Origin of the sequence: Methanosarcina barkeri 3, from assembly GCF_000970305.1 — an archaeon.
GTDB classification, from domain to species: domain Archaea; phylum Halobacteriota; class Methanosarcinia; order Methanosarcinales; family Methanosarcinaceae; genus Methanosarcina; species Methanosarcina barkeri_A.
Map to the genome: position 1 here is coordinate 2,623,866 of NZ_CP009517.1, position 22,133 is coordinate 2,645,998.

Below are 22,133 nucleotides of genomic sequence, written 5' to 3' on the forward strand. Positions count from 1 at the left end.
TTCGACATCAACGACCCAGATTTACTTTATCAGTCTTAGTTTTAAGTGTATATGAGTCGTATAATTGTATATAGGTAGTATAAGCATATATAACTTTTTGTCGACTGAATTTTCTAAATATCGAATACAACTATTATATCTAATTTAAGTTGGTAGCTAAAAGTTAAAATTGATAAAACGAAATTGAAGAACGTACACACAGTTATCGAAAATAAAAGTACACAGGTTATTTCCTTTCTATTATGACAAAAGAACAATAAAAGAATCTGAAAATTGAACCATACACAAAAGCAGGTAAAACTAGAGGTAAGTGCAAAAACATGTAAAGTGCAAAACGTAGAAAATCTGTCAAAATTAGATATAAATAAGGTTTTGGTGGGGCCGCTGAGATTTGGACTCAGGTCGCAAGACCCCCAGTCTTGCAGGATGGACCAGGCTACCCTACGGCCCCGCAGAGCAGGTTGTACTTTCTTAATGGCAAATCTCTTTCTTTGTTTACCATCGTCAACTATTGTAATCAAATATGTAGTATAAATGAGTATCGGTAGAAGAGAGTAGGGAAATTCTTTTTACTGTTATTTGCACAGTATTCCATTGTTCATAAACGTTATCTTCGTCTGTATCTTTTAGCTGGATCAGGCTTGTTACGGTTTTTGAGAATCAACTTCAGAAGGCTTACTCAATATGCTTTTTGCCCGAAGGACTCGTTGAATAATAGTAATATGGGAAAATACAGCTACAAGTACTAGAGCCCAGCTGAGAAACCCTGAAATTCCTCCCAGAGCCAGAAGAATCATTCTTTCCGTACGTTCGGCAATTCCGACTGACAGTTTTCGGCAGCCTGCGGATTCTGCACGAGCGCGAGTGTAGCTTACCAGGAAGGAGCCTATCAGAGCAAAGCCTGCCCAGAGCCAGCCTTCGATTTGCACAATAGGAGAAAGGACAAGCCTGCCGTTGACTGCGCCTGCTATTATCCCGAGGAACATCAGGCCGTCAGAGTACCGGTCGCAAACCGAATCGAGTACACCTCCAAAAGGTGTAATCCGGCCTTTTGCCCTTGCAACTCCTCCGTCAAGAATATCAAAGACTCCGCTAAAAAGAATAAGAAGGCCACCCGCAAAGGGTTTACCCAGCGCAAATGCCGCTCCCGCAGCGACGCTTACGGCAAAACCAAGTAACGTGAGAGTGTTCGGAGATAAAGGAACCAAGCGGGCAATGGGAATTATCAGCGTTCTTGCACTGTTTTTGAGTTCGTCAAAGATTTTTAACCCCTTCCTTTTACTGGCTGCGTGTATAGCTACATATAGATGATAGTATGGTTGAATATTAGCTTATCTTTTTGGGGAAAAACATTTCCGCACTTCCAATCTGCTATTAAGAGCTTCCTGAAGTGGGATGATTATCCAGACAGAATGTAAACAGGGACAATAAAAGAGTTTCTGTCAAAAAGAGAATTTTTAAAGATTTTCTGGTGATTTTAAGGAATTATTTCAATTACTTACTGACTTCACAGTAAGCCCTGAGTGGTTTTTATGGTTTACAAGCGGTTTTTAAGTAATTTCACGACTTAGAAGCGATTTGTAAGTGATTTTTATCAAGAAAAACTGATAAGAACTCATATCAAGGAGGAACTTTTAAGGATCTCCTGCTAAAAAAGAAGTTTTAATGATTTCTATTAAAGATATTGCTAAATATTCGGTAAAGAATACCTGATAAAAATACCTGATAAAAATACCTGATAAAAATACCTGATAAAAAATACCTGATGTGAAACATCTGATAAAAAATACCTGATAAAAAGTATTAGTTAAAAAGTATTAATAAAAAATATTAAAGAGATAATAAGTTGCATGAATTTAAAATAATATGGAGTTAAAAAATGGGAATCGTAGAAAAGCACAGGTCAGAGTGTAAAAAATGCGGGCAATGTCTTAAGGTTTGCCCTCGCTACAATGACCTGAGTTTGCTTAACCGATTGTATGGATATCTGGAAGGAAATTCGGATATTGATGACGGCTCTCTTATGCGCTGTCTGACCTGCGGACTCTGTACAAATGCCTGTCCTGCGGGGCTGGGAATAAAAAAGCTTATTTCTCCTGCCAGACAAAAGTGGGTCAGTGAACACGGACTTACCGACAGGCAGACAATGGTAGACCCTGAGGCTGAGAACAATCTCTTTAAGAAGATTGCCGAGCTGGATGGAACTCCAATTTATAAGGAAAGCTCAGGTTCAGTAGTCTATTTTCCAGGCTGTGCAGGCACATATATTAACAAAATCATGGCACAGGCTACGGTTGCACTGCTGGATAAAGCTGCAGTTGACTATAGTGTCCTGAGCGGGGTAGAGTACTGCTGCGGAGCCGTATCTGCTGGCTCAGGAGATCCGGGACCTATCCACAGAAACGGAAAGCGGAACATTGAAGAAATCCGAAAAAGGGGAGCCAAAACTCTTATTACAGCCTGTCCTGGCTGCTTTAAGGCGTTTAAAGATATCTACCCTCGAGTTTTTGGGAAACTTAATTTTCAGGTATTGCACGTTTCTCAGTACCTTGAGCTTCTTATAAGGGAAGGAAAACTCATTCCGGAAGCTGTGCTCAAGCATAAAGTGTTTTATCATGACCCATGCCATCTTACCAGGGCAATGGGAGTATATCAAGAAGCAAGAGATGTGCTTGAGCAAATTCCAGGCACCGAACTTGCCAATGGAACTCCTCAAAACTCGGCTTGCTGTGGCTTTGGAGGTGGAGTAAGGGTCAACTACCCATCTGAGTCCCTGGACGTGGCCTCTGACCGCTATAGAGTTGCCGAAAAACTGAGCTGTGATATAATTATAACTAACTGCGGAGGCTGCATGCAGAATCTTATTGAAGCCGGACAGGATGAAAAAATAAAAATTTTTGACCTTGCCGAATACCTTTCCCTTGCCTGCGGAATAAAAATAGAGAGGGAAGATTCCAGAATGCTGGAACTAGTCAACAGGGCTTACAAACTCTGCATTTCAGGGTACGAGGAACCTGAAGGTTTATAATTACCATAATAACTCATATATCCTTTTGATTTCATTATTTTTTCTGATGTCATTATCTTTTTTGCCAAAAAGAAACTCAGTCTTCAATGGTGGATATGGAGGCTATAGAACTTGCAGGACCTGCAACACAAAGAGTGGAAAGCTATAAATAGTAACACATAATACAACGGTTGCCTACTTCCGCATATAAGAGTGCAAATAGAGAGAAAAGTAAAAGATAAGACAGATAGCAATCTATGGAAGAGGGCATTTGAAAATCACTATCATGAAGATCTGACTGCGGTCCTTTCAACCATTGGCAACAAAATTTTGTTTGTGGGACGCAACCTGTAAGCAGTCTCCAGCTGAATGTTACTTGAGGTCTGAATCAAAAAACACTTTACAAAAATACACTTTGAGCATTTAATATTTATATTTTTTGATAATTTTATTTTATTTTCTTCCTTAATATACAAATGAAAATTGAAAAACCGAAAACTATAAATAATACCCTTGATTTCATTACAGAATTTTTAGAAAAATATATATAGGCGAATAACCAACAAAGTAGTGGAGACATCTGAAAGATGAGTTATCAGACGGGATTAAAATGGCACAAAAAACACCCCCATCTGCTAAAACACTCATGAACCCCAATCAGCGTAATCATGAATTCTTCATGGTTTCATTGTCTCGCTTGAGGTGATCATGGTTTCCCACCCATGGTGATCGTGAGTTTCTTCCTGTACATTCATCGCTTCACCCAGAAGCATGAGCTTACAGCCTGAATGTTCACGATTATTCGTGATAATTACAGGAGAGAAGTCTCTATATCTCAAAAACTAAAACGGAGGATGCAACATTAGCAAAGAAGAATTGCTTCAGGAACTTGCAGATGCTATAATTTCCTGCAAGAAGGATACAGTACTCGCTGTAGTTGAAAAAGCTAAAGGAGAACTGGAACCTTCCGAAATAATTGAAAAAGGGCTTGCCGTAGGCATGAATGAGGTTGGTACCCTTTTCGAAAGAGGAAAACTGTTCCTGCCACATGTGATGATGGCTGCCGATGCGATGAGTGCAGGAGTTGCAGCTCTTAAGGATCTTATGCCTGAAGGAGCTTCCGGCTCAAAGCTCGGTGTTATTGTGAACGGTACCGTAGAAGGTGACGTTCATGATATTGGAAAAGCAATTGTATCCACAATGCTCCAATCTGCCGGTTTTGAAGTATATGACATCGGCCGTGATGTTCCAATCAGGAACTTTATTGAGAAGGCAAAAGAAGTCAATGCTGATATGATTGGAATTTCCGCACTTATGACCACAACTCTCCAGGGACAGAAAGGAGTAATCGAGCTCCTCAAAGAAGAAGGACTCAGGGACAAAGTTAAAGTCATGGTAGGCGGTGCACCTGCAACCCAGGCCTGGGCTGATAAGATCGGTGCAGACTGCTATGCTGAAAACGCAACCGAGGCTGTTGCAAAAGCAAAAGAGCTTCTGGCTTAAATTATTCTTATTCGGAGGTTAAAAAATGGCAAAAAATAACGCAGTTGCTGGATTTAATTCACTTAATGGCGTAGAATTAAACCTTTTTACTACTGATGAACTTAAGGCAATTCACTATGCAACCATGGAAGTTCTGATGAACCCGGGCATTCAGGTTTCTGATCCCGAAGCAAGGCAGATCTTCAAAGAAAATGGCTGTGAAGTCGACGAGAAGACTAACGTTGTAAAAATCCCTGAATATCTCGTAAGAAAAGCTCTTCAGTTTGCACCCTCCAGATTTGTCCTCTGGGGCCGTGACAAAAAATTCAACACTGTTCAGGAATGTGGCGGTAAAGTACACTGGACATGTTTCGGTACCGGTGTAAAGGTTTGCAAGTATCAGGACGGCAAGTATGTAACTGTTGACTCCGTCGAAAAAGACATTGCAGACATTGCAAAACTCTGTGACTGGGCCGAAAACATTGACTACTTCTCTCTTCCGGTCTCTGCCAGGGACATTGCAGGCCAGGGTGCACAGGACGTCCACGAGACTCTCACTCCGCTTGCAGGCACCTCAAAACACTACCACCACATTGACCCTGTTGGCGAAAACGTCGAGTACTACTGGGACATCGTAAAAGCCTACTATGGTGGCAACGAAGAAGAAGCCAGGAAGAAACCAATCTTCTCTATGCTCGTCTGTCCAACCAGTCCACTCGAACTCAGTGTAAATGCCTGCCAGGTCATCATTAAAGGTGCACGCTTCGGAATACCGGTTAATGTCCTGAGTATGGCAATGTCCGGTGGCTCTTCTCCTGTTTACCTTGCAGGAACTCTTGTAACCCACAATGCTGAAGTCCTTTCCGGAATTGTGCTTGCCCAGCTGACAGTGCCTGGGTCCAAGGTATGGTATGGAAGTTCCACAACTACCTTCGACCTGAAGAAAGGTACTGCTCCTGTCGGATCTCCCGAACTCGGTCTCATAAGCGCTGCGGTTGCAAAACTTGCCCAGTTCTATGGTTTACCCTCCTATGTGGCAGGTTCCTAGTCTGATGCCAAGGTCCCAGACGACCAGGCTGGTCACGAAAAGACCATAACAACCCTTCTACCTGCTCTTTCTGGTGCCAACACCATATACGGAGCCGGGATGCTTGAGCTCGGAATGACGTTCTCGATGGAACAGCTTGTTATTGACAATGATATATTCAGTATGGTCAAGAAAGCCATGCACGGAATCCCTGTCTCAGAAGAAACCCTCGCAGTCGAATCTATCCAGAAAGTAGGCATCGGAAACAATTTCCTGGCCCTTAAACAGACCAGGCAACTTGTGGATTACCCGTCTAATCCAATGCTCTTTGACAGGCGCATGTTTGGAGACTGGGCTGCAGCAGGTTCAAAGGACCTTGCAACAGTTGCACACGAAAAAGTCGTGGACGTTCTTAAAAATCACCAGGTAACCCCAATCGATGCAGACATTCTCAAAGACATGCAGGCAATCGTGGACAAGGCTGACAAAGCCTTCAGAGGCATGTAATTAATATCCAGATATTCAGGAGATCTAAAAATGGCAAACAAAGAAGAAATCATTGCAAGAGCAAAAGAAGCAATCACCGACTTTGATGACGAACTTGCAGAAGAAGTGGCAAGTGAAGCCCTTGCTGCAGGAATTGACCCTGTAGAGCTTATTGAGAAAGGCTTTACTGCAGGCATGGAGGAAGTAGGAGAAAAATTCGGTCAGGGTGAACTCTTCCTGCCCCACGTACTTGCAGCTGCCGAAGCAATGAATGCCGGTATAAAAGTTATCACCCCGGAAATGGAAAAGCGTAAGTCTCAGACCAAGAGCCTCGGAACCGTTGCTATCGGAACCATCGAAGGCGATATTCACTCCATCGGAAAAGACATTGTAGCTTCCATGCTCAACATTGCAGGTTTCAAAGTCATAGACCTTGGAAGAGATGTCTCAATTAAGACTTTTGTAGAAAAAGTGAAAGAACTCAAACCACAGGTTGTCGCATCCTCCGCACTTATGACAACCACAATGGTAAACCAGATCCAGATTGAGGAACAGCTGAAAGAAGCAGGCGTTCGCGACCAGGTAAAGACTATGGTCGGTGGCGCTCCTGTTACCCAGGACTGGGCAGACAAGATAGGTGCAGATATCTATGGTGAAAGCGCTAATGATGCAGTCGCCAAGGTAAAAGCAGCTTTGAACGTCTGAGAAAGCAGCCTTAGTAAATGGATTAAGTTGCAGAAAATGTACGTTTGAATACATTTTCTGCAACTCTATTTTGTGCAATATTTGTGAAACTGTAGCTTAGGATATAGCTGGAACAGTTCTTGCAAATCATACCACTCAAGGGAATATTACAAAAACGGCTGAAACGATTGTAAAGGTGGAAAACTTATAGACAGTCAGAAAAACAGCTAAAGGTAATAGTTGAAAAGAAGTTTGAATTTAAAAAACTTGAAAAATATTCCCAGGTATGAAAACCCCAAAAAGAGCTTTTGGGCTGCACTTTCAGGTTGTGGAGATGGACTGGAGATTATGTCCTGAGGGAACTCCACAGCGTTCTGAAAAATGGAGGGAGTTTTCGTGGATTTGAGAACCTTAAAAAAACAGGAAAGTAAAAGAAAGATCAGTAAAGGGTATATGTGGGCCCTTTTCTGTGCTGTATTCTGGGGTATCTGGTATCTGCCGGGTACTGTCGTCTGGGTGCTTAACCCGTTCGATCAGATGTATGCAGCTGTTGCCAAAACAGGTGGAGATGGTACAGCTCTTGTTATAACTGCTGTTCTCATCACTGCTTTCAATGCACTTACGGTTATGGTTGCACTGATGATCTGGAACGGAGTACTTGGTAAATACGGAGAGCTTGTCCGAACTCTTAAAGAATTCCATCCATGCTCTAAATGGTTCTTCCTTGCCTCTATTTTCGGAGGTCCTATGGCAATTCTAGGTTCTTTTATTGCTATGGGCTTCATTGGTGGAGCATTTGCAGCGGTTGCTGGTCTTCTTTATCCTGTAGTGGGATCGATTCTAGCTTATTACTGGTATGGAGAAAAGATCTCCAAAAGAGCAGCTATGGGCATAGGAGTCATTATCATTGGAGGTATTACAATCTTCGGTGGTGGGCTTCTTTCTGATCTCTCTTCAGGTAATGTTCAGTGGATAGGATATCTGGGTGGTTTGATGGCTGCTGCAGGCTGGGGAATTGAAGGCGCAATTGCAGGCAAAGGACTTGACATTTCAGAGCCTGATGCCGGACTGACTCTTCGTTTCCTTGGAGAAAATATTATCTGGTGGATAATTATTGTTCCTGTGCTTGCAATCTTTGGTTTCCCTATGTATTCCTTCGCTATCCAGGCATTTGAACCCCTGACTCTACTGGTCCTGATCTTTGCAGGAATTACCTTTGGTTTCTGTTACGTTTGCTGGTACAAATCCTTCCCGCTCATAGGGGTTGGAAGAGGCCAGGGTATCGGAAATCTTTACGGACTATGTTCTATTATCTTCATTTTCCTCTTCTTTGGAGATGTCCCGCAGTGGACTATCCTTGTCGGAGGCACTCTCTGCGTAATTGGCAGTTTTGTTATGTTTACGGAAGATGCAAGTGCACTTGAAACTCTGAGAGGTGAATGAAGTGAGCGGAACTCGTCCTATAAAGTTCAGGATTCTGGAGATTCTTCTGGATGGGAAAGAGTACTGGAACTATGAGATAGTTTCAAAAATCCAGGAAGAGTACGGCATGAATAGTGCATATGGCAGAGACAGCATTAACTTTGACATTATTGAACTGGCATCTGGAGGAATGCTGAAGGATGTGGAGCAGAAAATTGACGAAGAAGGAATTTACAAAAAAGAATTCCTTCTGCACAAGTATGTGATCACAGACTTTGGGAGATCCCGAGGTTCTGATGCCTGCTTGAGAAATTTGTGACCATAAGGAGGATAAATATGACGCAAACAGCAGCTGCTCTAGAAGCTTACAATGCATATTGGGCAAACTCCTTCATACCGGAAGCAAAGATCCTTTGGATGATTTTGATCCTTATTCTGGCAGTAGTGGCCCTCTGGCAAGCCAGAACTTTTGTATCAAAATTCTGAACCCCAGAATACAGTTTCCTAAATTTAATTAATAAAATAAAAAGAAAGGAGAATAAAAATGGCAACTGAATACGCTTTGAGAATGGGAGACGGAAAACGTGTCTTCCTTACCAAAGAGAAAATAATGGCTGAGATCGAGGCCGGAACTGCTAATGCTGCCGACCTTGGTGAGATCTCTGCCCTCAGCGCCGATGAAATTGACAAGCTTGCAGAAATTCTTATGATGCCAGGCAAGGCTGTAAGTGTCGAGCAGGGCATGGAGATTCCCGTAACGCACGACATCGGCACTATAAGGCTTGACGGTGACCAGGGTAACAGTGGTGTCGGTATTCCTTCCAGCCGCCTGGTTGGCTGCATGACGCACGAGCGTGCTTTCGGTGCCGATACAATGGAACTCGGACACATCGATTACAGTTTTAAGCCTGTAAAACCTGTCGTATCAAACGAGTGCCAGGCAATGGAAGTCTGCCAGCAGAACATGATCATCCCATTGTTTTACGGCGCAATGCCAAATATGGGACTGTATTATACCCCTGATGGACCATTTGAGAATCCCGGCGACCTTATGAAAGCTTTCAAGATTCAGGAAGCCTGGGAATCAATGGAACACGCTGCCGAACACCTTACAAGAGACACAGTATGGGTTATGCAAAAACTCTTTGCCTCTGGGGCAGACGGTGTTAATTTTGACACAACCGGTGCAGCAGGAGACGCTGACATGTATGGTACTCTCCACGCAATCGAAGCCCTCAGGAAGGAATTCCCTGACATGTACATCGAAGCAGGCATGGCAGGAGAATGCGTACTCGGTATGCACGGAAACCTTCAGTACGATGGCGTTACCCTTGCAGGGCTGTGGCCTCACCAGCAGGCTCCACTTATTGCAAAGGCAGGAGCAAACGTTTTCGGGCCAGTATGCAACACCAATACCAGCAAAACTTCAGCCTGGAACCTTGCCCGTGCAGTTACCTTCATGAAGGCAGCTGTCGAAGCCTCTCCGATTCCCTGTCACGTTGACATGGGCATGGGCGTTGGCGGAATTCCTATGCTTGAGACTCCTCCTATTGATGCGGTTACAAGGGCCAGCAAGGCAATGGTAGAAATTGCAGGCGTAGACGGCATATAGATCGGGGTCGGCGACCCATTGGGTATGCCGATCGCACACATAATGGCTTCAGGTATGACTGGAATAAGGGCTGCAGGAGACCTTGTCGCAAGAATGGAGTTCTCAAAGAATATGCGCATAGGCGAGGCAAAAGAATACGTGGCAAAGAAGCTAGGGGTCGACAAGATGGACCTCGTAGACGAGCATGTTATGCGCGAGCTGCGTGAAGAACTTGATATTGGAGTAGTAACTTCAGTACCAGGTGCTGCAAAAGGTATTGCTGCAAAGATGAATATTGAAAAGTTGCTCGATATTAAGATTAATTCCTGCAACACTTTCAGAAAGCAGATAGCTTAAGAAAAAACTCAGGCAGCAGCCTGAATGTTCCTCCACAGCAGGGATAAACAAGATCCAAACTGGACAAAATCGGACCTGCTAAAAACAGCAGAAAAGCGACCATCAAACCATTCAGGCAGGTCCGAAAAGTCTTCCTTGGAAAATAGCGACCACCGTCCCTGCTGTCATTTTATTTTTATAGATTTTACTCATTTTCTGACACAACCCAGCGGATTCTCAACTGTAATCCACCGTGTAGAGCTATATCTGGGAGGTATCTGCGCTGTAAATGTCAGAGTTATACTGACAGAATTACACTGACCGAGTTACACTGGCAGAACTTACATTTACTCATGAAGTTGTTGAAACTACAAAAAATATTGATAGTAAACATTTAACATCCTTTTTATTGTTGATTTTTCCATACTTTCCGCAGACAATGGCAAACAAGGATGTTGTAAACAATGCCGTCCTAATTTCTTGAGCTTCACAAATTTTTGATTCTTCTGTGTTATTTTTATACTGATTTTCGATTCTTCTGTATTATTTTTGTACTGATTCTATAAATTTCCTTTGCTTTCATCTAACTTGTTCTATTATTGATAAGATTTTTATCCGTACTCAACCCGTTTCGAAATATTTATATATTTTTACGTGCTTTTATTTATTGGCAAGTCAAGTTTACTTGATTTGCTCAATAAGGTGCCATATTAAATCTCCGTAAATCTGCAGACTTCTGAGTTAATTTGCCTTTGAACCTCCATTGATTTTTCTCCTTTTTTTATTTTTTACACTTAGGCTTCCTTTTAGATTTTACTTACATCTTTCATCATCAAAAAAAGCAAAATATAAACGGATTCCAGCTCCTTGCCTTCCAGCTCAAAGTTTATACCTTCAAGCCCAAAGTTTATTAGTTGAAATGATAATTATGCAGGAAACTCAAAGTTTTTCGCTTAAACCCTTTTTTAAAAGGCTTGCGATAATTATCCAGAGATAAATGGTTTTCCAACGGGTTTCTATCAAACCTTTTGAAAAGGATTGTTACCATACCTCATAGAGAGGTTTTCGATCAAGCCTTTTGAAAAAAGGCTTGCAGTCACGTCGATCATATCATTTATGGGCTTTTCGGTCAAGCCTTTTTTTAAAAGAGTTGTTTTAAAAGGGTTGTTTTAAAAGAGTTGTTTCAAAAGAGTTGTTTCAAAAGGATTGTTTGAAAGGCTTGATTCTGGTGAGAAATATGGCAGACACAATTCACTGGGCAGACGTCATAGCAGAAGACGTGCTAAAAAAGAACGACAAGCATCTTGTTGCTACAGGCATTACTCCGTCTGGACACATCCATATAGGCAACATGAGAGAAGTCGTGACTGCAGATGCTGTTTATAGGGCTCTAATTGATAAAGGAGCAGATGCCGACTTTATCTATATTGCTGACAATTATGATCCCCTGCGCAAGGTTTACCCATTCCTTCCCGAGAGTTATGCCGAACATGTGGGAAAGCCGATCTCCGAAATTCCCTGTCCCTGCGGAGACTGTGCAAACTATGCCGAACATTTCTTGAAACCTTTCCTGGAAGCTCTCAGGCGACTTGGAATTACTCCTCAGGTTTACAGGGCAGATGAGATGTACAAGACAGGTAAGTACACTGAAGCAATAAAAACTGCCCTTATTAAAAGAGATGCCATTGCGAAAATCCTGGAAGAAGTATCGGGAAAAACTGTAGCTCCTGATTGGAGCCCTTTCAATCCCAGATGCGATCAATGCGGAAGGATCACAACCACGAAGGTAACGGGCTTTGACCTGGAGGCCGAAACCGTGGACTATGTCTGTGCATGCGGGCACTCCGGAACCGTACCTATGGCAGGAGGAGGAAAACTTACCTGGCGCGTAGACTGGCCTGCTCGCTGGTCAATTTTAGGGGTGACTGTAGAACCTTTCGGAAAGGACCATGCTTCGAAAGGTGGTTCTTATGATACAGGAAAGAGAATAGTAAGAGAAATTTTCGGGCATGAACCTCCGTATCCAGTTGTCTATGAATGGATAATGCTTGGAAAACAAGGGGCAATGTCTTCTTCTACAGGAGTAGTTGTCTCCATTTCTGACATGCTGGAAGTTGTGCCTCCTGAAGTTCTTCGCTACCTGATCATCCGCACAAAACCTGAAAAGCACATCCAATTCGACCCTGGACAGCCTCTTCTCACCCTTGTGGACGAATATGAACGGCTCAGGACGCAGTTCAGGGAAAATGATCCTGCTCTCGGGGCTTTTCAGAGAAGAGTATATGAACTTTCCAGGGCAACTGGAATTTGCCAGTCCGAAATTCCTTTCAAGCAGATGGTGACTATATATCAGGTAGCAAGAGGAGACTTTGACCGAATCCTGAAAATTGTAAAACGTTCAGGTTTCTCAACTGAAGACAAAAAGTGTATAAAAGAACTGGCAGACAATGTATCTAAATGGCTAAAACTCTATGCTCCACCCTTTGCCAAGTTTAAGGTTAAAGAAAAGGTGCCTGTACAGGCAGCAACCCTGTCCGAGCTTCAGAAAGCCTTTCTTTCAGCATTTGCAGCCCTTATCGAGTCAAGAGGTGAAATCAGTGGAGAAGAATACCATATGCTGGTCTATTCTGCAAAGGATGAGGGTTCCGAACTGAACAAGCGGATTGCAGAAAAGCTGGAAACTCCTGCTCCACAGGTTGATCCTAAGGAGCTTTTCAAAGCAATTTACATTTCATTACTCGGGCAGAGCTCAGGCCCTAAAGCAGGATGGTTCCTATCTTCGTTTGAAAAGGAGTTCCTGGTAGAAAGATTTGAGGAAGCTTCAAATTATAGCCCTGAAAAACACGCATAAACATGATAAATCGCAAACATGGATAAAACAGACACTTTTAGCCTCGCAGATTCACAGGCAAGCTCCACGAAAAATCACTTTCTGGCCTGGGACAAAGAATACACCCACCTGAAATGGGGTGGGCCAGCCCCTATCCGGGATTTCCAGACTCGTCTTCTGCCCGGATCCAGGGTTCTTGATGCAGGCTCAGGAAACGGCAGATATCTTGGTGAACTTGTAAGGCATTACAACACAATAGGAATTGACATTTCTTTAACAGCCCTTAATGTTTCCAGAGATCAGCTTGCAAGGAGTGGCAGGTTCGCAGAGCACCTTGGTGCAAGTATCCTGGATCTGCCCTTCAAAACCCGAACTTTTGACGGAGTTCTCTGTTACGGGGTACTTCAGCATCTCTTCAAAGCAGAAAGGGAACTTGCTGTCAAGGAACTCACTCACATACTGAAAGAGGGAGGTTTTTTCTTCTTTGAGGCCTTCGGCTATAAAGATATGCGTTGCGGAGGAGAAACTTCAATCCCTTTTGAAGAGAGGACTTTTGCCCGACAAAATGGAATAATCTATCACTATTTTACTAAAGAAGAGGTCAGGGCCCTTTTCAAGGATTTAGAGATTATAGAGTTGGAAGATGCAATAAAAGAAAAAAACTTCAGAGGGACAGTTTACAGGAGGCATCTGATAAAAGGAATCTTTCGAAAACCTTGAATTCCTTCTCTCAAAATTTAGAAAAAAGCTTTACCGAAAACTTTTTAGAAAAAAGTTTTATCAAAAACTACATAAAAAAGCTTTATCGAAAACTTTTTAGAAAAAAGTTTTATCAAAAACTACATAAAAAAGCTTTATCGAAAACTTTTTAGAAAAAAGTTTTATCAAAAACTACATAAAAAAGTTTATCAAAAAGAATTTAAAAATTTTTATCAAATGTCTTCTCGTATCTTTAAATTCCTTTAGTTTTTTACCTATTTATTTATACGAAAGCTATTTTTAGATAGTTCAGCACAATTATAACAAGCGCCCCTATAACGCCCCCTATTGCGCAGATAAGAACTGCTACCCAGGTAATTGCGATTTCAAGTCCGAACAAAAGTTTTGCCGCCGTAAGGACTAGGACCCCAAGTACTGCATTTATTGCAAGGCTGGTTGCGGTCTTCAGGACTTTATATAGGACAAAGGCCACTACGATTGCCAGAATCAGTACTAAAACTTCTATAATTTCAACTACCATAATCCTACTTAGGGGCTCAACTTATTTATAATTATCACCGAGTTTTATAATACGGTTATAAGCCATAAAGATTACAATCAGGGTTTGGCAGGGCATCCAATGGCGTTTCTTTCGAAAAGAAGGATAACGTCAGGCTTTTATTCTCAAAGAGACCGGATAAATTCAATAATAATTTTATTAAGTGAGGTTTTGTCCGGATAAGCTCTTGCCTTAAGTAAATGGTCTGGATTTCCCAATACCATTGCCGAGACTGCTTTATCAGGGCTGTAAACACATAGCACGGGAATTCCCAGTACAAGGGCTCTGCAGATTTCATAACCCACACCTGTGGAAGGTACTGTTACTTCTGCAATCAGGGCATCACTTTTTACAAGCAAACCCATATCCCTGGCATAGATTTCTTCTTCTGTCATTTTCATTTCGGTTTTTTCCAGCTCAGGGTCTGCAACGTGCCAGCTTAGCACTTCAGCCCCTGCCTCTTCGAGAGTGTCAAACATAAACCTGTATGTTTCAAGCAGTTGCCTTCCTCCACGGATAGAGCCAGACAAGAAGATCTTGGGGCTTCTTTTTTCCGAAACCTTCATTTTTTCCAGTTTTTCCATATTTCTTTCACCTTTCAGCCTGTTTTTCCGGCAATTCCGGCTTTTACTGTACACCCCTGAAATAATGTCCGGTCGTAAAGCCCTTTCCAAGCTTCTCGCAATTTTCAGATCCCTTTTTCCCGGTTTCAAGATAAGTATCAATTGCTTTTCTGTAAGCTCGGGTCACTTTTCGGATCTCATCCGGATTATCCATTCCCAGAGTTTCAACCCTCAGGCTTGAAACTCCGCTTTCGAGAATTTCAGGAAGATACTCAAGCATGCAGAGTGATCTTGAGTTAAGGAGATGCAGCCTGCATTCATAATCCATGAGCAGGGGAAACTCGTAATTTTTTTCATCTACCAGTGTAAACTTTCCTGACCTGCATGGGGCATTACATTGCCCATTGTTGTTCCCGAGAAGCCCGCCTGTAAGGCAGTGTTCTGATTCCATTAATTCAAGCCTGCCGTAAACAATACACTCTGCAGGCCCATGAGGTGTAACACATTTTAATTCCTCAAGGGTCAGTTCCGGAGAAATTACAGCCATTTGAGCCCCTTCCTGCAATAAAAAGGCAAAAGTACGGCTGTTAAAGATATTCAGAGGGCTGTCCGCAATAAAAGGAATTTTTCCGGCTTTTACGAGGCCAAGGGTCCCCAGATTTGAAACAAGGACCCCGTCAGCCCCCAGTTTCCTTACGTGAGAGAAGATTTTTTCTATGGACTCCATTCTGGAGTCTTTTACAAGCTTTGGAGTAATCAAATAGATTTCCTTGCCTGCCTTTTGAGTCTCTGCAATAGCTTTCTCGAAAACTGCTTCAGATCCCTTTGCCGAACCTTCTTCTTGCCCTGTTATTTCCGGCCTTCTGAAAAGTCCTTCCCCGAAATAAATCCTATCGGCTCCTCCTGCAAGCGCCCCTTTAAGCCCTTCAAGGGAATAAACGGAAACCGAGAGCAAGGAATGCATAGGAAGATGCTCTTGAATAGTTTTTTCGGCTTCTTGACCTGCATTTTCTACGGATTCCTTTTTTTCAGATTCTTTTTCTACTGATTCCTTTTCTTCTAATCCTTTTTTTACTGATCCCTTTTCCTCAGATTTGCAGACCTGTAGAACATCAAGAGGTTCACGTTTCCACCTGGAAATTCGCAGGTTTTCAAGCTGTTCCACTGCTTTTGTCCTTAACTCGTTCAACTGCCCCACAGGAACAAAAATATCTTCTTCCATCGTGATATAAAGTTCAGCAGCCTCAAAAATAGTGTTTCCTAATTTTGAAAGTTGTTTTTCGATGCTGGCTTTTGAAGTTGGCTGCTTTTCGGCTTTCTCAACCAGATATTCGGACTCAATTGTTACTGAGTTTGCATCCCTGTCTCTTATCTCAAGCCCGATAGGTCTTCCAGATATAACGGTTGCCATAATGGACACAGGGATTTTAGCCCTCAGGCTTCCTGATTCGCTTTCCTTTTTGAGGGAGTCCATAAGTTTTTTGTCATGCGTCCTGTATACCGTGCTTCCTGAGGGAGCCCTTGAATCAAAAGGAATTTCTACCGTATCTCCCACTCCTGCACTATATACTGAACCCTTTCCAACATACATTGAGGATATGATTTTTCCTTTATCTTCGGGTCTGGTCTCTGCATTTTCAACCATTATCCCATCTCCGAGACGAAGAGGCCGGGAAAGTTTTAACCGGATACGGTTTGAATGCCTGTCATACCCTGTAACCGTACCTGCCGGAACTCCACGGTTGTGGGGATTTTCCCTGCTCATGAGCTTCCAGCGTGGATTTTCAAAAAAGTAACCCTTAGTAAAACCCCTGTTGAAGAGCTGGGTAAGTATTTCCTGCTCTTCTTCGGAAACATAATACTCTGCGGGATTTTCAATATACCTGTCAATAAGGCGGCGGTAAATCCTGACGACACCTGCAACATATTCCGGCCTTTTCATCCGGCCTTCGATTTTGAAAGATTCAATCCCGGCTTCTATAAGGGCTCCCAGTCCTGAGGTCGTATTAAGGTCTTTCGGGCTTAAGAGATAGCTGCCTGTTGTTTTTACCTGCTTTCCTTCGCAGTACAGTCTGTATTTTTTACGACATGGCTGGGCACAGAATCCCCGGTTTCCACTTCTTCCCCCTATAAGGCTGCTCAGAAGGCACTGACCGGAATAGGAAATACAGAGAGCCCCATGTATGAAAACCTCAATTTCAGTCCCTGTTTTTTCTTTGATTCTTATTATCTCTTCAAGCGAGCACTCCCTTGAGAGAACTACCCTCTCTATTCCCATTGTTTTTGCGAGTTCAACTCCTTCGCTATTATGCAAAGTCATTTGGGTACTCGCATGCAGCGGGAGGTCAGGCAGATATTTTCTTGCAAGCGATATAAGCCCCAGATCTTGAATTATGATCGCATCGGTCCCGATGTTTCTTAGCCAGGAAAGCAGCTTGAGGGCATTTTCTATTTCATCTTCCTTGAGTAGCGTGTTAACAGTTACGTAAACTTTCACGCCTCTCAGATGAGCATAATCAATGGCTTCTTCAAGCTCTTTCTCTGAAAAGTTAGAGGCATACCCCCGAGCACTGAAAGCCCGAGCTCCGAGGTACACGGCGTCCGCCCCATTTTCTACGGCTGCAATAAAAGCTTCCATGCCTCCTGCCGGGGCAAGCAGTTCCGGTTTTTCAGGCTTCATCGAAAGGATTAGAGAGCCTGCCCTTAATTAAACTTTGGCATACGTTTTTTGTATACAAGGCCAATAGTTAAAGTTTATAAAAAGAAGTTAAAATTAAAAATAGGTAAAAATAGGTAAAAATAGGTAAAAATATATAAGAACAAACGAAGCCCAGCCTGAGTGATTCTTGCCGGACAGGTCGGTTATGTTTCAGTATTATGCTTTCGGCCCTATTATGCAGCTCACGGTTCTCCCGGCTTTCTCATCTTTTGAAGCTTCGCAGAGCATTTTCCCATCGTGCATGTGGCATTCACACGAGTAGCTGAGGTTATCTGTTTTTCTCACGTATCTGAAGTGTATTTTACAGTACCCTTCCGTACACCCCAGCCCGTACTTAACCCAGCCTTCAATGTCCGCTCCACCTTCACAGCTCCCTTCGCATGCAATGAGCTCAAAGCTCTTTTCTTCATAAGATTCAATTTTAGCTGGAGCCTGGTGACCTTTTTTAAATTTTCCTTTATCAATTTTCTCAGCTTGGAGCACAAGATCCTCATCAGTATTGTTAAGAATCTTCAACTGCAAACCCTCAAGAAGTTCCATGGTGTCGGCTTCTGACATATATATCCCCCGATAATGGAGAATCCATATAAGAATTCCACATAAGAAATTGCCTCTAAGAAATAAAAAAGTATCTCAAAATATATGAAAGATAATATGAAAAAAACTTCCGAAAGAACAAAAGCCGGGGCAACCAAGATATGGAGACCGAATTCTGAAAATAAGCCTTCGGAAAATAAGCCTTCTAAAAGTAATTCCTCTAAGAATTAGTCCTTTAAGAACTAGTCCTCTAAAAATAAGCCTTCTGAAAAATCAGGCTCTTCAAACAAAATACGTTTACAGTACTCAATCCGTACATATACAGGGCTTCTGCTTGCATGTAGGGCACATACCGGGATACTTCTTGAGAAAGGCTTCTTCGAGGTTCACGCCGTAAAGATTGGCAAGTGCCCCTATCCATGCAAAACAATCTGCAAGTTCCTCTTCTATATTTTCTGACTCTTCCCTACGAATGGCTTCAGCAAGTTCTCCAATTTCCTCAACCAGCCAAAGCATGGTAGCCTTCCCTCCCCTCTTTCTGTCATTATGCGCATACAGCTCGGACATCAGTCTCTGAAATTCTAAGATTTCCATTACTCTTCCCCACTCCGATATTTTCTACTTTTTTCAATTTAGAGCCTTACAGGAATTTCCTTTTCCCTCAGATATTCTTTAACTTCTTTAATCGAGTACTCCCTGAAGTGGAAAATACTTGCTGCAAGGGCGGCATCGGCTTTTCCAATTGAGAAACCTTCATAGATGTGCTGAGGGTTTCCGACACCTCCTGAGGCTATAATCGGAATATCGAGCTCCTCTGAGAGTTTTTTCGTGATTGGCAGGTCATAACCGGCACATGTTCCGTCCCGATCCATGCTTGTGAGCAGGATTTCTCCGGAACCCAGTTCTTCTGCTCTTCTTGCCCACTGCACGGCATCGATTCCCGTAGCTTCCCGGCCTCCGTAAATTACAACCTCATACCAAGCAGGCGTTCCGTCCTCGAGCTCCAGAATAGTTTTGTCGGGATTGTTCTTTATGTCAGTGTTTCGCTTGCAGTCAATTGCAGTGACAATACACTGGGCTCCGAATATATCTGAGGATTCTTTGATGAAGTCAGGATTCTTGACTGCAGAGGTGTTAACTGAGACCTTATCTGCCCCAGCCCGAAGAATCTGGCGAATTGCATCAATGGAGTTTATTCCTCCTCCAATCGTAAGAGGAATGAAAACTTCATCTGCAGTCCTTTCGATCACATCGATCATAGTTTTCCTGCCATGAGCCGAAGCTGTAATGTCCAGAAAAACAAGTTCATCTGCGCCTTCTTCATTGTAGCGCTTGGCGAGTTCCACAGGGTCTCCGGCCTCTTTCAGGTCCACGAACTCAACCCCTTTAACAACACAGCCACCTGCTCTGTCAAGGGTCACATCAAGGCATGGTATAATTCTTTTGGTGAGCATCTATGGGATAATAAATTAAACTTTTATTAAAAGCTTGTTGAAATTAAGCCAATACCAGTATTAGTTCCATTCCTGGATTAGCGGCAGTACTGGATCAATGGCAGTATTAGATAGTAGTCTCTATCAAAAATAGTCCTTCTGTACCTGACAGAAGCTTACAGATCAATGATAGTCATGGGTAATAAGCTATAAAGAATATTTATAAACTTAAATCTTTTCAAAGGAAAGGGAAATGCCTAAAAATCACTAAACATAATTCCAAAACTGATTTTTTCCAAAACTGATTTTACAGCCTTAAAAGCAGGATTAAGAGAAGATAAGTGAAAATAAGTGACGGTAAATAAAGGGAAATTTAGGTAAATTAAGGTAAGCAAAAGTAAGCAAAAGTAAGCAAAAGTAAGTAAAAGTAAGCAAAAGTAAGTAAAAGTAAGCAAAAGTAAATGAAAGTTAACAGCTCATGAAAGGAATCTTCACATGAAATCTGCATGTTCCAATCTAGCCGAAAATATTCATCACTCGGGCGCCTTCAAGCCTTGACATCTCGACTTCGGAACTTTCAAGCACATTTTTTCTGACTCTTATTGGGGCTCCAACACGCAAGGCAAGGGCAATGCAGTCGCTTGGCCTTGCGTCAAACTGCATGATACTGTTATCCTTTCTTATCAGGAGCCTGGCATAATAGATTTTATCCACTTTTTCATCAATCAAGGCTCCCTCGATTTTTATATCGAGCCTGTCGAAAATATTGAGCATAAGGTCATGAGCCAGAGGTCTGGGCGGAGAAACCTTTTTAATTACGTTTCCTATTGAGAGAGCTTCGAGATGCCCGATGTATATAGGTAGCATATTTCCCTGCAAATCTTCAAGAAGCACTATAGGAGTCGGGTCTGTAAAAACATCGACTATATAGACATCCTTGACTCGAATTTCCTCAAAATCCTCATAACTGTCGATGTCCATATTTATTAGATGATTTTAAACTTATTAATACTTAATTTAATTTTTTAAAATATATAAAAAACACTACTTGAAGATCGAAATTGGCTTCTTTTATCAGAACTTTCAGCCTGGTTTTTGCTTCAAGGAAATAATTAGAGAAGTTCAGGGTAGAACTATTATAAGTTAAAGGTAAAACTGTCATAAGTTAAGGGTAGAACTATCAGAAATTCAGAGTAGAATTATTAAAAATTCAGAGTAGAATTATTAAAAATTCAGAGTAGAATTATTAAAAATTCAGAGTAGAATTATTAAAAATTCAGAGTAGAATTATTCTTACCAGAGTTTTTAGCATTCAAGGCTTTTTCGGAAGCCATGTTTACCAATCAGAGGTACAAAAACAACCCCACCTTTTCTCTTTTTATATATATGTCCCTTACTGTCTTTTTTAATTTTATAAAGTTCTTGAGTATAATCCCCCACAGGAATAATCATTATGCCTCCAGGCTTCAACTGTTCGAGCAAAGGTTCAGGGATATAAGGAGCTGCACATGTCACAGCTATTCTGTCATAAGGGGCATACTAAGAATAACCCATTGAACCGTCCTCAAGCAGCACTGTAACATTCCTATATCCTGTCTTTCTCAGGTTCTCCCTTGCAAAATTTGCAAGGACTTCTATACGTTCAACCGTGTACACATGCCCACTTTTTCCTACGAGCTCTCCCATCACTGCAGCATTATATCCTGAGCCTGTCCCTATTTCAAGGACTTTATGCCCTTCTGAGAGTTCAAGGAGTTCACACATCATCGCAACCATATGTGGGGCAGAGATTGTTTGCCCGTGACCGATATCAAGGGGTCTGTCCATGTAAGCTGCTTTTTGTTCATATTCCGGAACAAACTTATGCCTTGGAACATGGAGCATAGCCTCACGGACGTTATCTTTCAGCAGCAGGTAAGCCTCAAGATCGTCTACAAGGCGCCTGCGCATTGCTTCGAGTTTTTCTTCCTCTTCTTTTTCTCTTTTATCTTTTCCTTTACCACGGCCCTCTTCGGAAATCACGCTGACCCGAACCTTCCCATTTCTTTCTCGCAAAAATTCTTTTAACGTATTTTGCAAGCACAACATCGCCTTTTCTGGATCGGAATGCCCCATCCCTTACCTTGATTTTATTAATGAAAAGACGTTTATTTCCCACTCTTTCTTCTGCTCCTACAACAAATTCATAATCACCAGGCACACGTTTTTCAAGAACCTCGGTTTTTTCAGTCCCTTCCTGTGCGGAAAATTTTACGGTTACTTCATCAATGGCTCTGCCCCAGATTGCCTCGGTATCTTCTGCCCGGGCAATCTGGACCCGTTTTCCTCCTGCATCAAGAGCAGTAATCAGGATAGGTATAACTACTCCTGTTTCTTCATCGTCTATAACCAGCTCATCGTCTACTTGAAGGATAGTCTCTGAGTCAAGTTCAGTCCTGTAGGTATTTGTGACATCCATTTTGCTGATTATCACTTTCAAACTGACGGATTTGGGGGTTTTAAGCTTCACTGCATGAACCTGCCCGCATTCCAGACAGCGAACAAGCGGACTCTGGCCCTCTTTCAGAACCTCATGCCCTATCTCTTCATCAGGAGAGCATGAGGGGCACTCAACTTCAATTTCTCTTGTCATGGTATAATCAATAGATGGATTCAAGATACTAAATACTTAACTTCTCCGGCGACATTTTCCCAGGAGATAAATTTTTTAATATTTTCTGGTTCTTTTTGAATTTTAAAAGAATGATAAAAAACAGGA

Annotated in this window: 18 protein-coding genes, 1 tRNA gene and 3 pseudogenes; 10 read left to right on the forward strand and 12 right to left on the reverse strand. The window is 42.2% G+C overall.

All coding sequences use genetic code 11. From position 1 onward, the window contains the following. Positions 1-373: 373 nt before the first annotated feature. A tRNA-Pro gene (locus MSBR3_RS10525) sits at positions 374-451 on the reverse strand. Between the two features lie 193 nt (positions 452-644). Next, a complete protein-coding gene (locus tag MSBR3_RS10530) occupies positions 645-1,208 on the reverse strand; it encodes a CDP-alcohol phosphatidyltransferase family protein (protein WP_052723365.1) in 564 nt (187 codons plus the stop codon). Between the two features lie 671 nt (positions 1,209-1,879). On the opposite strand from MSBR3_RS10530, the gene MSBR3_RS10535 reads away from it, so the two are divergent. Further along, positions 1,880-3,028, forward strand: a complete 1,149-nt coding sequence (locus MSBR3_RS10535) for a (Fe-S)-binding protein (protein ID WP_048108031.1) — start codon at positions 1,880-1,882, stop codon at positions 3,026-3,028. A 656-nt stretch (positions 3,029-3,684) separates the two neighbouring features. Here the strand turns inward: MSBR3_RS10535 and MSBR3_RS20275 are convergent. After that, positions 3,685-3,846 carry a hypothetical protein gene (locus MSBR3_RS20275; protein ID WP_155396792.1) on the reverse strand — a complete coding sequence of 54 codons (162 nt, stop codon included), beginning with the start codon at positions 3,844-3,846 and terminating at the stop codon, positions 3,685-3,687. A gap of 22 nt (positions 3,847-3,868) precedes the next feature. Here MSBR3_RS20275 and mtbC point away from each other — a divergent pair, with 22 nt between their 5' ends. From mtbC to MSBR3_RS10585, 9 genes and pseudogenes are all read left to right on the forward strand, one after another. Next, positions 3,869-4,510, forward strand: coding sequence for a dimethylamine corrinoid protein MtbC (gene mtbC, locus MSBR3_RS10540; protein ID WP_048108033.1), 642 nt, complete (start codon positions 3,869-3,871; stop codon positions 4,508-4,510). Positions 4,511-4,535: 25 nt separating this feature from the next. Continuing rightward, positions 4,536-6,023: pseudogene (gene mttB / locus MSBR3_RS10545) on the forward strand ([trimethylamine--corrinoid protein] Co-methyltransferase). A 30-nt stretch (positions 6,024-6,053) separates the two neighbouring features. Then, positions 6,054-6,707, forward strand: a complete 654-nt coding sequence (locus MSBR3_RS10555; protein WP_048108036.1) for a methyltransferase cognate corrinoid protein — start codon at positions 6,054-6,056, stop codon at positions 6,705-6,707. A gap of 360 nt (positions 6,708-7,067) precedes the next feature. Next, positions 7,068-8,129 carry a DMT family transporter gene (locus MSBR3_RS10560; RefSeq protein ID WP_196296939.1) on the forward strand — a complete coding sequence of 354 codons (1,062 nt, stop codon included), beginning with the start codon at positions 7,068-7,070 and terminating at the stop codon, positions 8,127-8,129. Position 8,130: 1 nt separating this feature from the next. Next, positions 8,131-8,427 carry a hypothetical protein gene (locus MSBR3_RS10565; RefSeq protein ID WP_048108037.1) on the forward strand — a complete coding sequence of 99 codons (297 nt, stop codon included), beginning with the start codon at positions 8,131-8,133 and terminating at the stop codon, positions 8,425-8,427. A 17-nt stretch (positions 8,428-8,444) separates the two neighbouring features. Beyond that, a complete protein-coding gene (locus tag MSBR3_RS20655) occupies positions 8,445-8,594 on the forward strand; it encodes a hypothetical protein (protein ID WP_196296940.1) in 150 nt (49 codons plus the stop codon). Between the two features lie 58 nt (positions 8,595-8,652). Continuing rightward, positions 8,653-10,056 (forward strand): annotated as a pseudogene (gene mtbB / locus MSBR3_RS10570) ([dimethylamine--corrinoid protein] Co-methyltransferase). Positions 10,057-11,272: 1,216 nt separating this feature from the next. Continuing rightward, positions 11,273-12,886 (forward strand): lysine--tRNA ligase, encoded by a 1,614-nt coding sequence (lysS, locus tag MSBR3_RS10580; RefSeq protein WP_048108039.1) that lies wholly within the window; start codon positions 11,273-11,275, stop codon positions 12,884-12,886. An 18-nt stretch (positions 12,887-12,904) separates the two neighbouring features. Continuing rightward, positions 12,905-13,585 carry a class I SAM-dependent methyltransferase gene (locus tag MSBR3_RS10585; protein WP_048108040.1) on the forward strand — a complete coding sequence of 227 codons (681 nt, stop codon included), beginning with the start codon at positions 12,905-12,907 and terminating at the stop codon, positions 13,583-13,585. A 262-nt stretch (positions 13,586-13,847) separates the two neighbouring features. On the opposite strand, the gene MSBR3_RS10590 is transcribed toward MSBR3_RS10585, so the two are convergent. The 9 genes and pseudogenes from MSBR3_RS10590 to MSBR3_RS10630 form a co-directional block, all read right to left on the reverse strand. Continuing rightward, the gene (locus tag MSBR3_RS10590) at positions 13,848-14,105 is read right to left on the reverse strand and encodes a pro-sigmaK processing inhibitor BofA family protein (RefSeq protein WP_048108041.1); all 258 of its coding nucleotides are present in this window, start codon (positions 14,103-14,105) and stop codon (positions 13,848-13,850) included. 143 nt (positions 14,106-14,248) lie between these two features. After that, on the reverse strand, positions 14,249-14,707 hold the full coding sequence (locus MSBR3_RS10595; protein WP_048110353.1) for a nucleoside 2-deoxyribosyltransferase: 459 nt from the start codon (positions 14,705-14,707) through the stop codon (positions 14,249-14,251). A 43-nt stretch (positions 14,708-14,750) separates the two neighbouring features. Further along, positions 14,751-17,366: a U32 family peptidase gene (locus MSBR3_RS10600; protein WP_048108043.1), complete on the reverse strand. Its 2,616-nt coding sequence runs from the start codon at positions 17,364-17,366 to the stop codon at positions 14,751-14,753. A gap of 195 nt (positions 17,367-17,561) precedes the next feature. After that, positions 17,562-17,963, reverse strand: a complete 402-nt coding sequence (locus MSBR3_RS10605; protein ID WP_048108045.1) for a hypothetical protein — start codon at positions 17,961-17,963, stop codon at positions 17,562-17,564. A gap of 285 nt (positions 17,964-18,248) precedes the next feature. Then, positions 18,249-18,536, reverse strand: coding sequence for a MazG nucleotide pyrophosphohydrolase domain-containing protein (locus tag MSBR3_RS10610; RefSeq protein ID WP_048108047.1), 288 nt, complete (start codon positions 18,534-18,536; stop codon positions 18,249-18,251). A 38-nt stretch (positions 18,537-18,574) separates the two neighbouring features. Beyond that, positions 18,575-19,396, reverse strand: coding sequence for an imidazole glycerol phosphate synthase subunit HisF (gene hisF / locus MSBR3_RS10615; protein ID WP_048108048.1), 822 nt, complete (start codon positions 19,394-19,396; stop codon positions 18,575-18,577). 495 nt (positions 19,397-19,891) lie between these two features. Then, positions 19,892-20,356, reverse strand: a complete 465-nt coding sequence (locus MSBR3_RS10620; protein WP_048108050.1) for a bifunctional nuclease family protein — start codon at positions 20,354-20,356, stop codon at positions 19,892-19,894. Positions 20,357-20,680: 324 nt separating this feature from the next. Continuing rightward, a pseudogene (locus MSBR3_RS10625) lies at positions 20,681-21,490 on the reverse strand (protein-L-isoaspartate O-methyltransferase). Beyond that, positions 21,372-22,007: an HVO_0476 family zinc finger protein gene (locus MSBR3_RS10630; protein WP_048110355.1), complete on the reverse strand. Its 636-nt coding sequence runs from the start codon at positions 22,005-22,007 to the stop codon at positions 21,372-21,374. Before MSBR3_RS10630 ends, MSBR3_RS10625 begins: the two are co-directional and overlap by 119 nt. Positions 22,008-22,133: the final 126 nt, after the last annotated feature.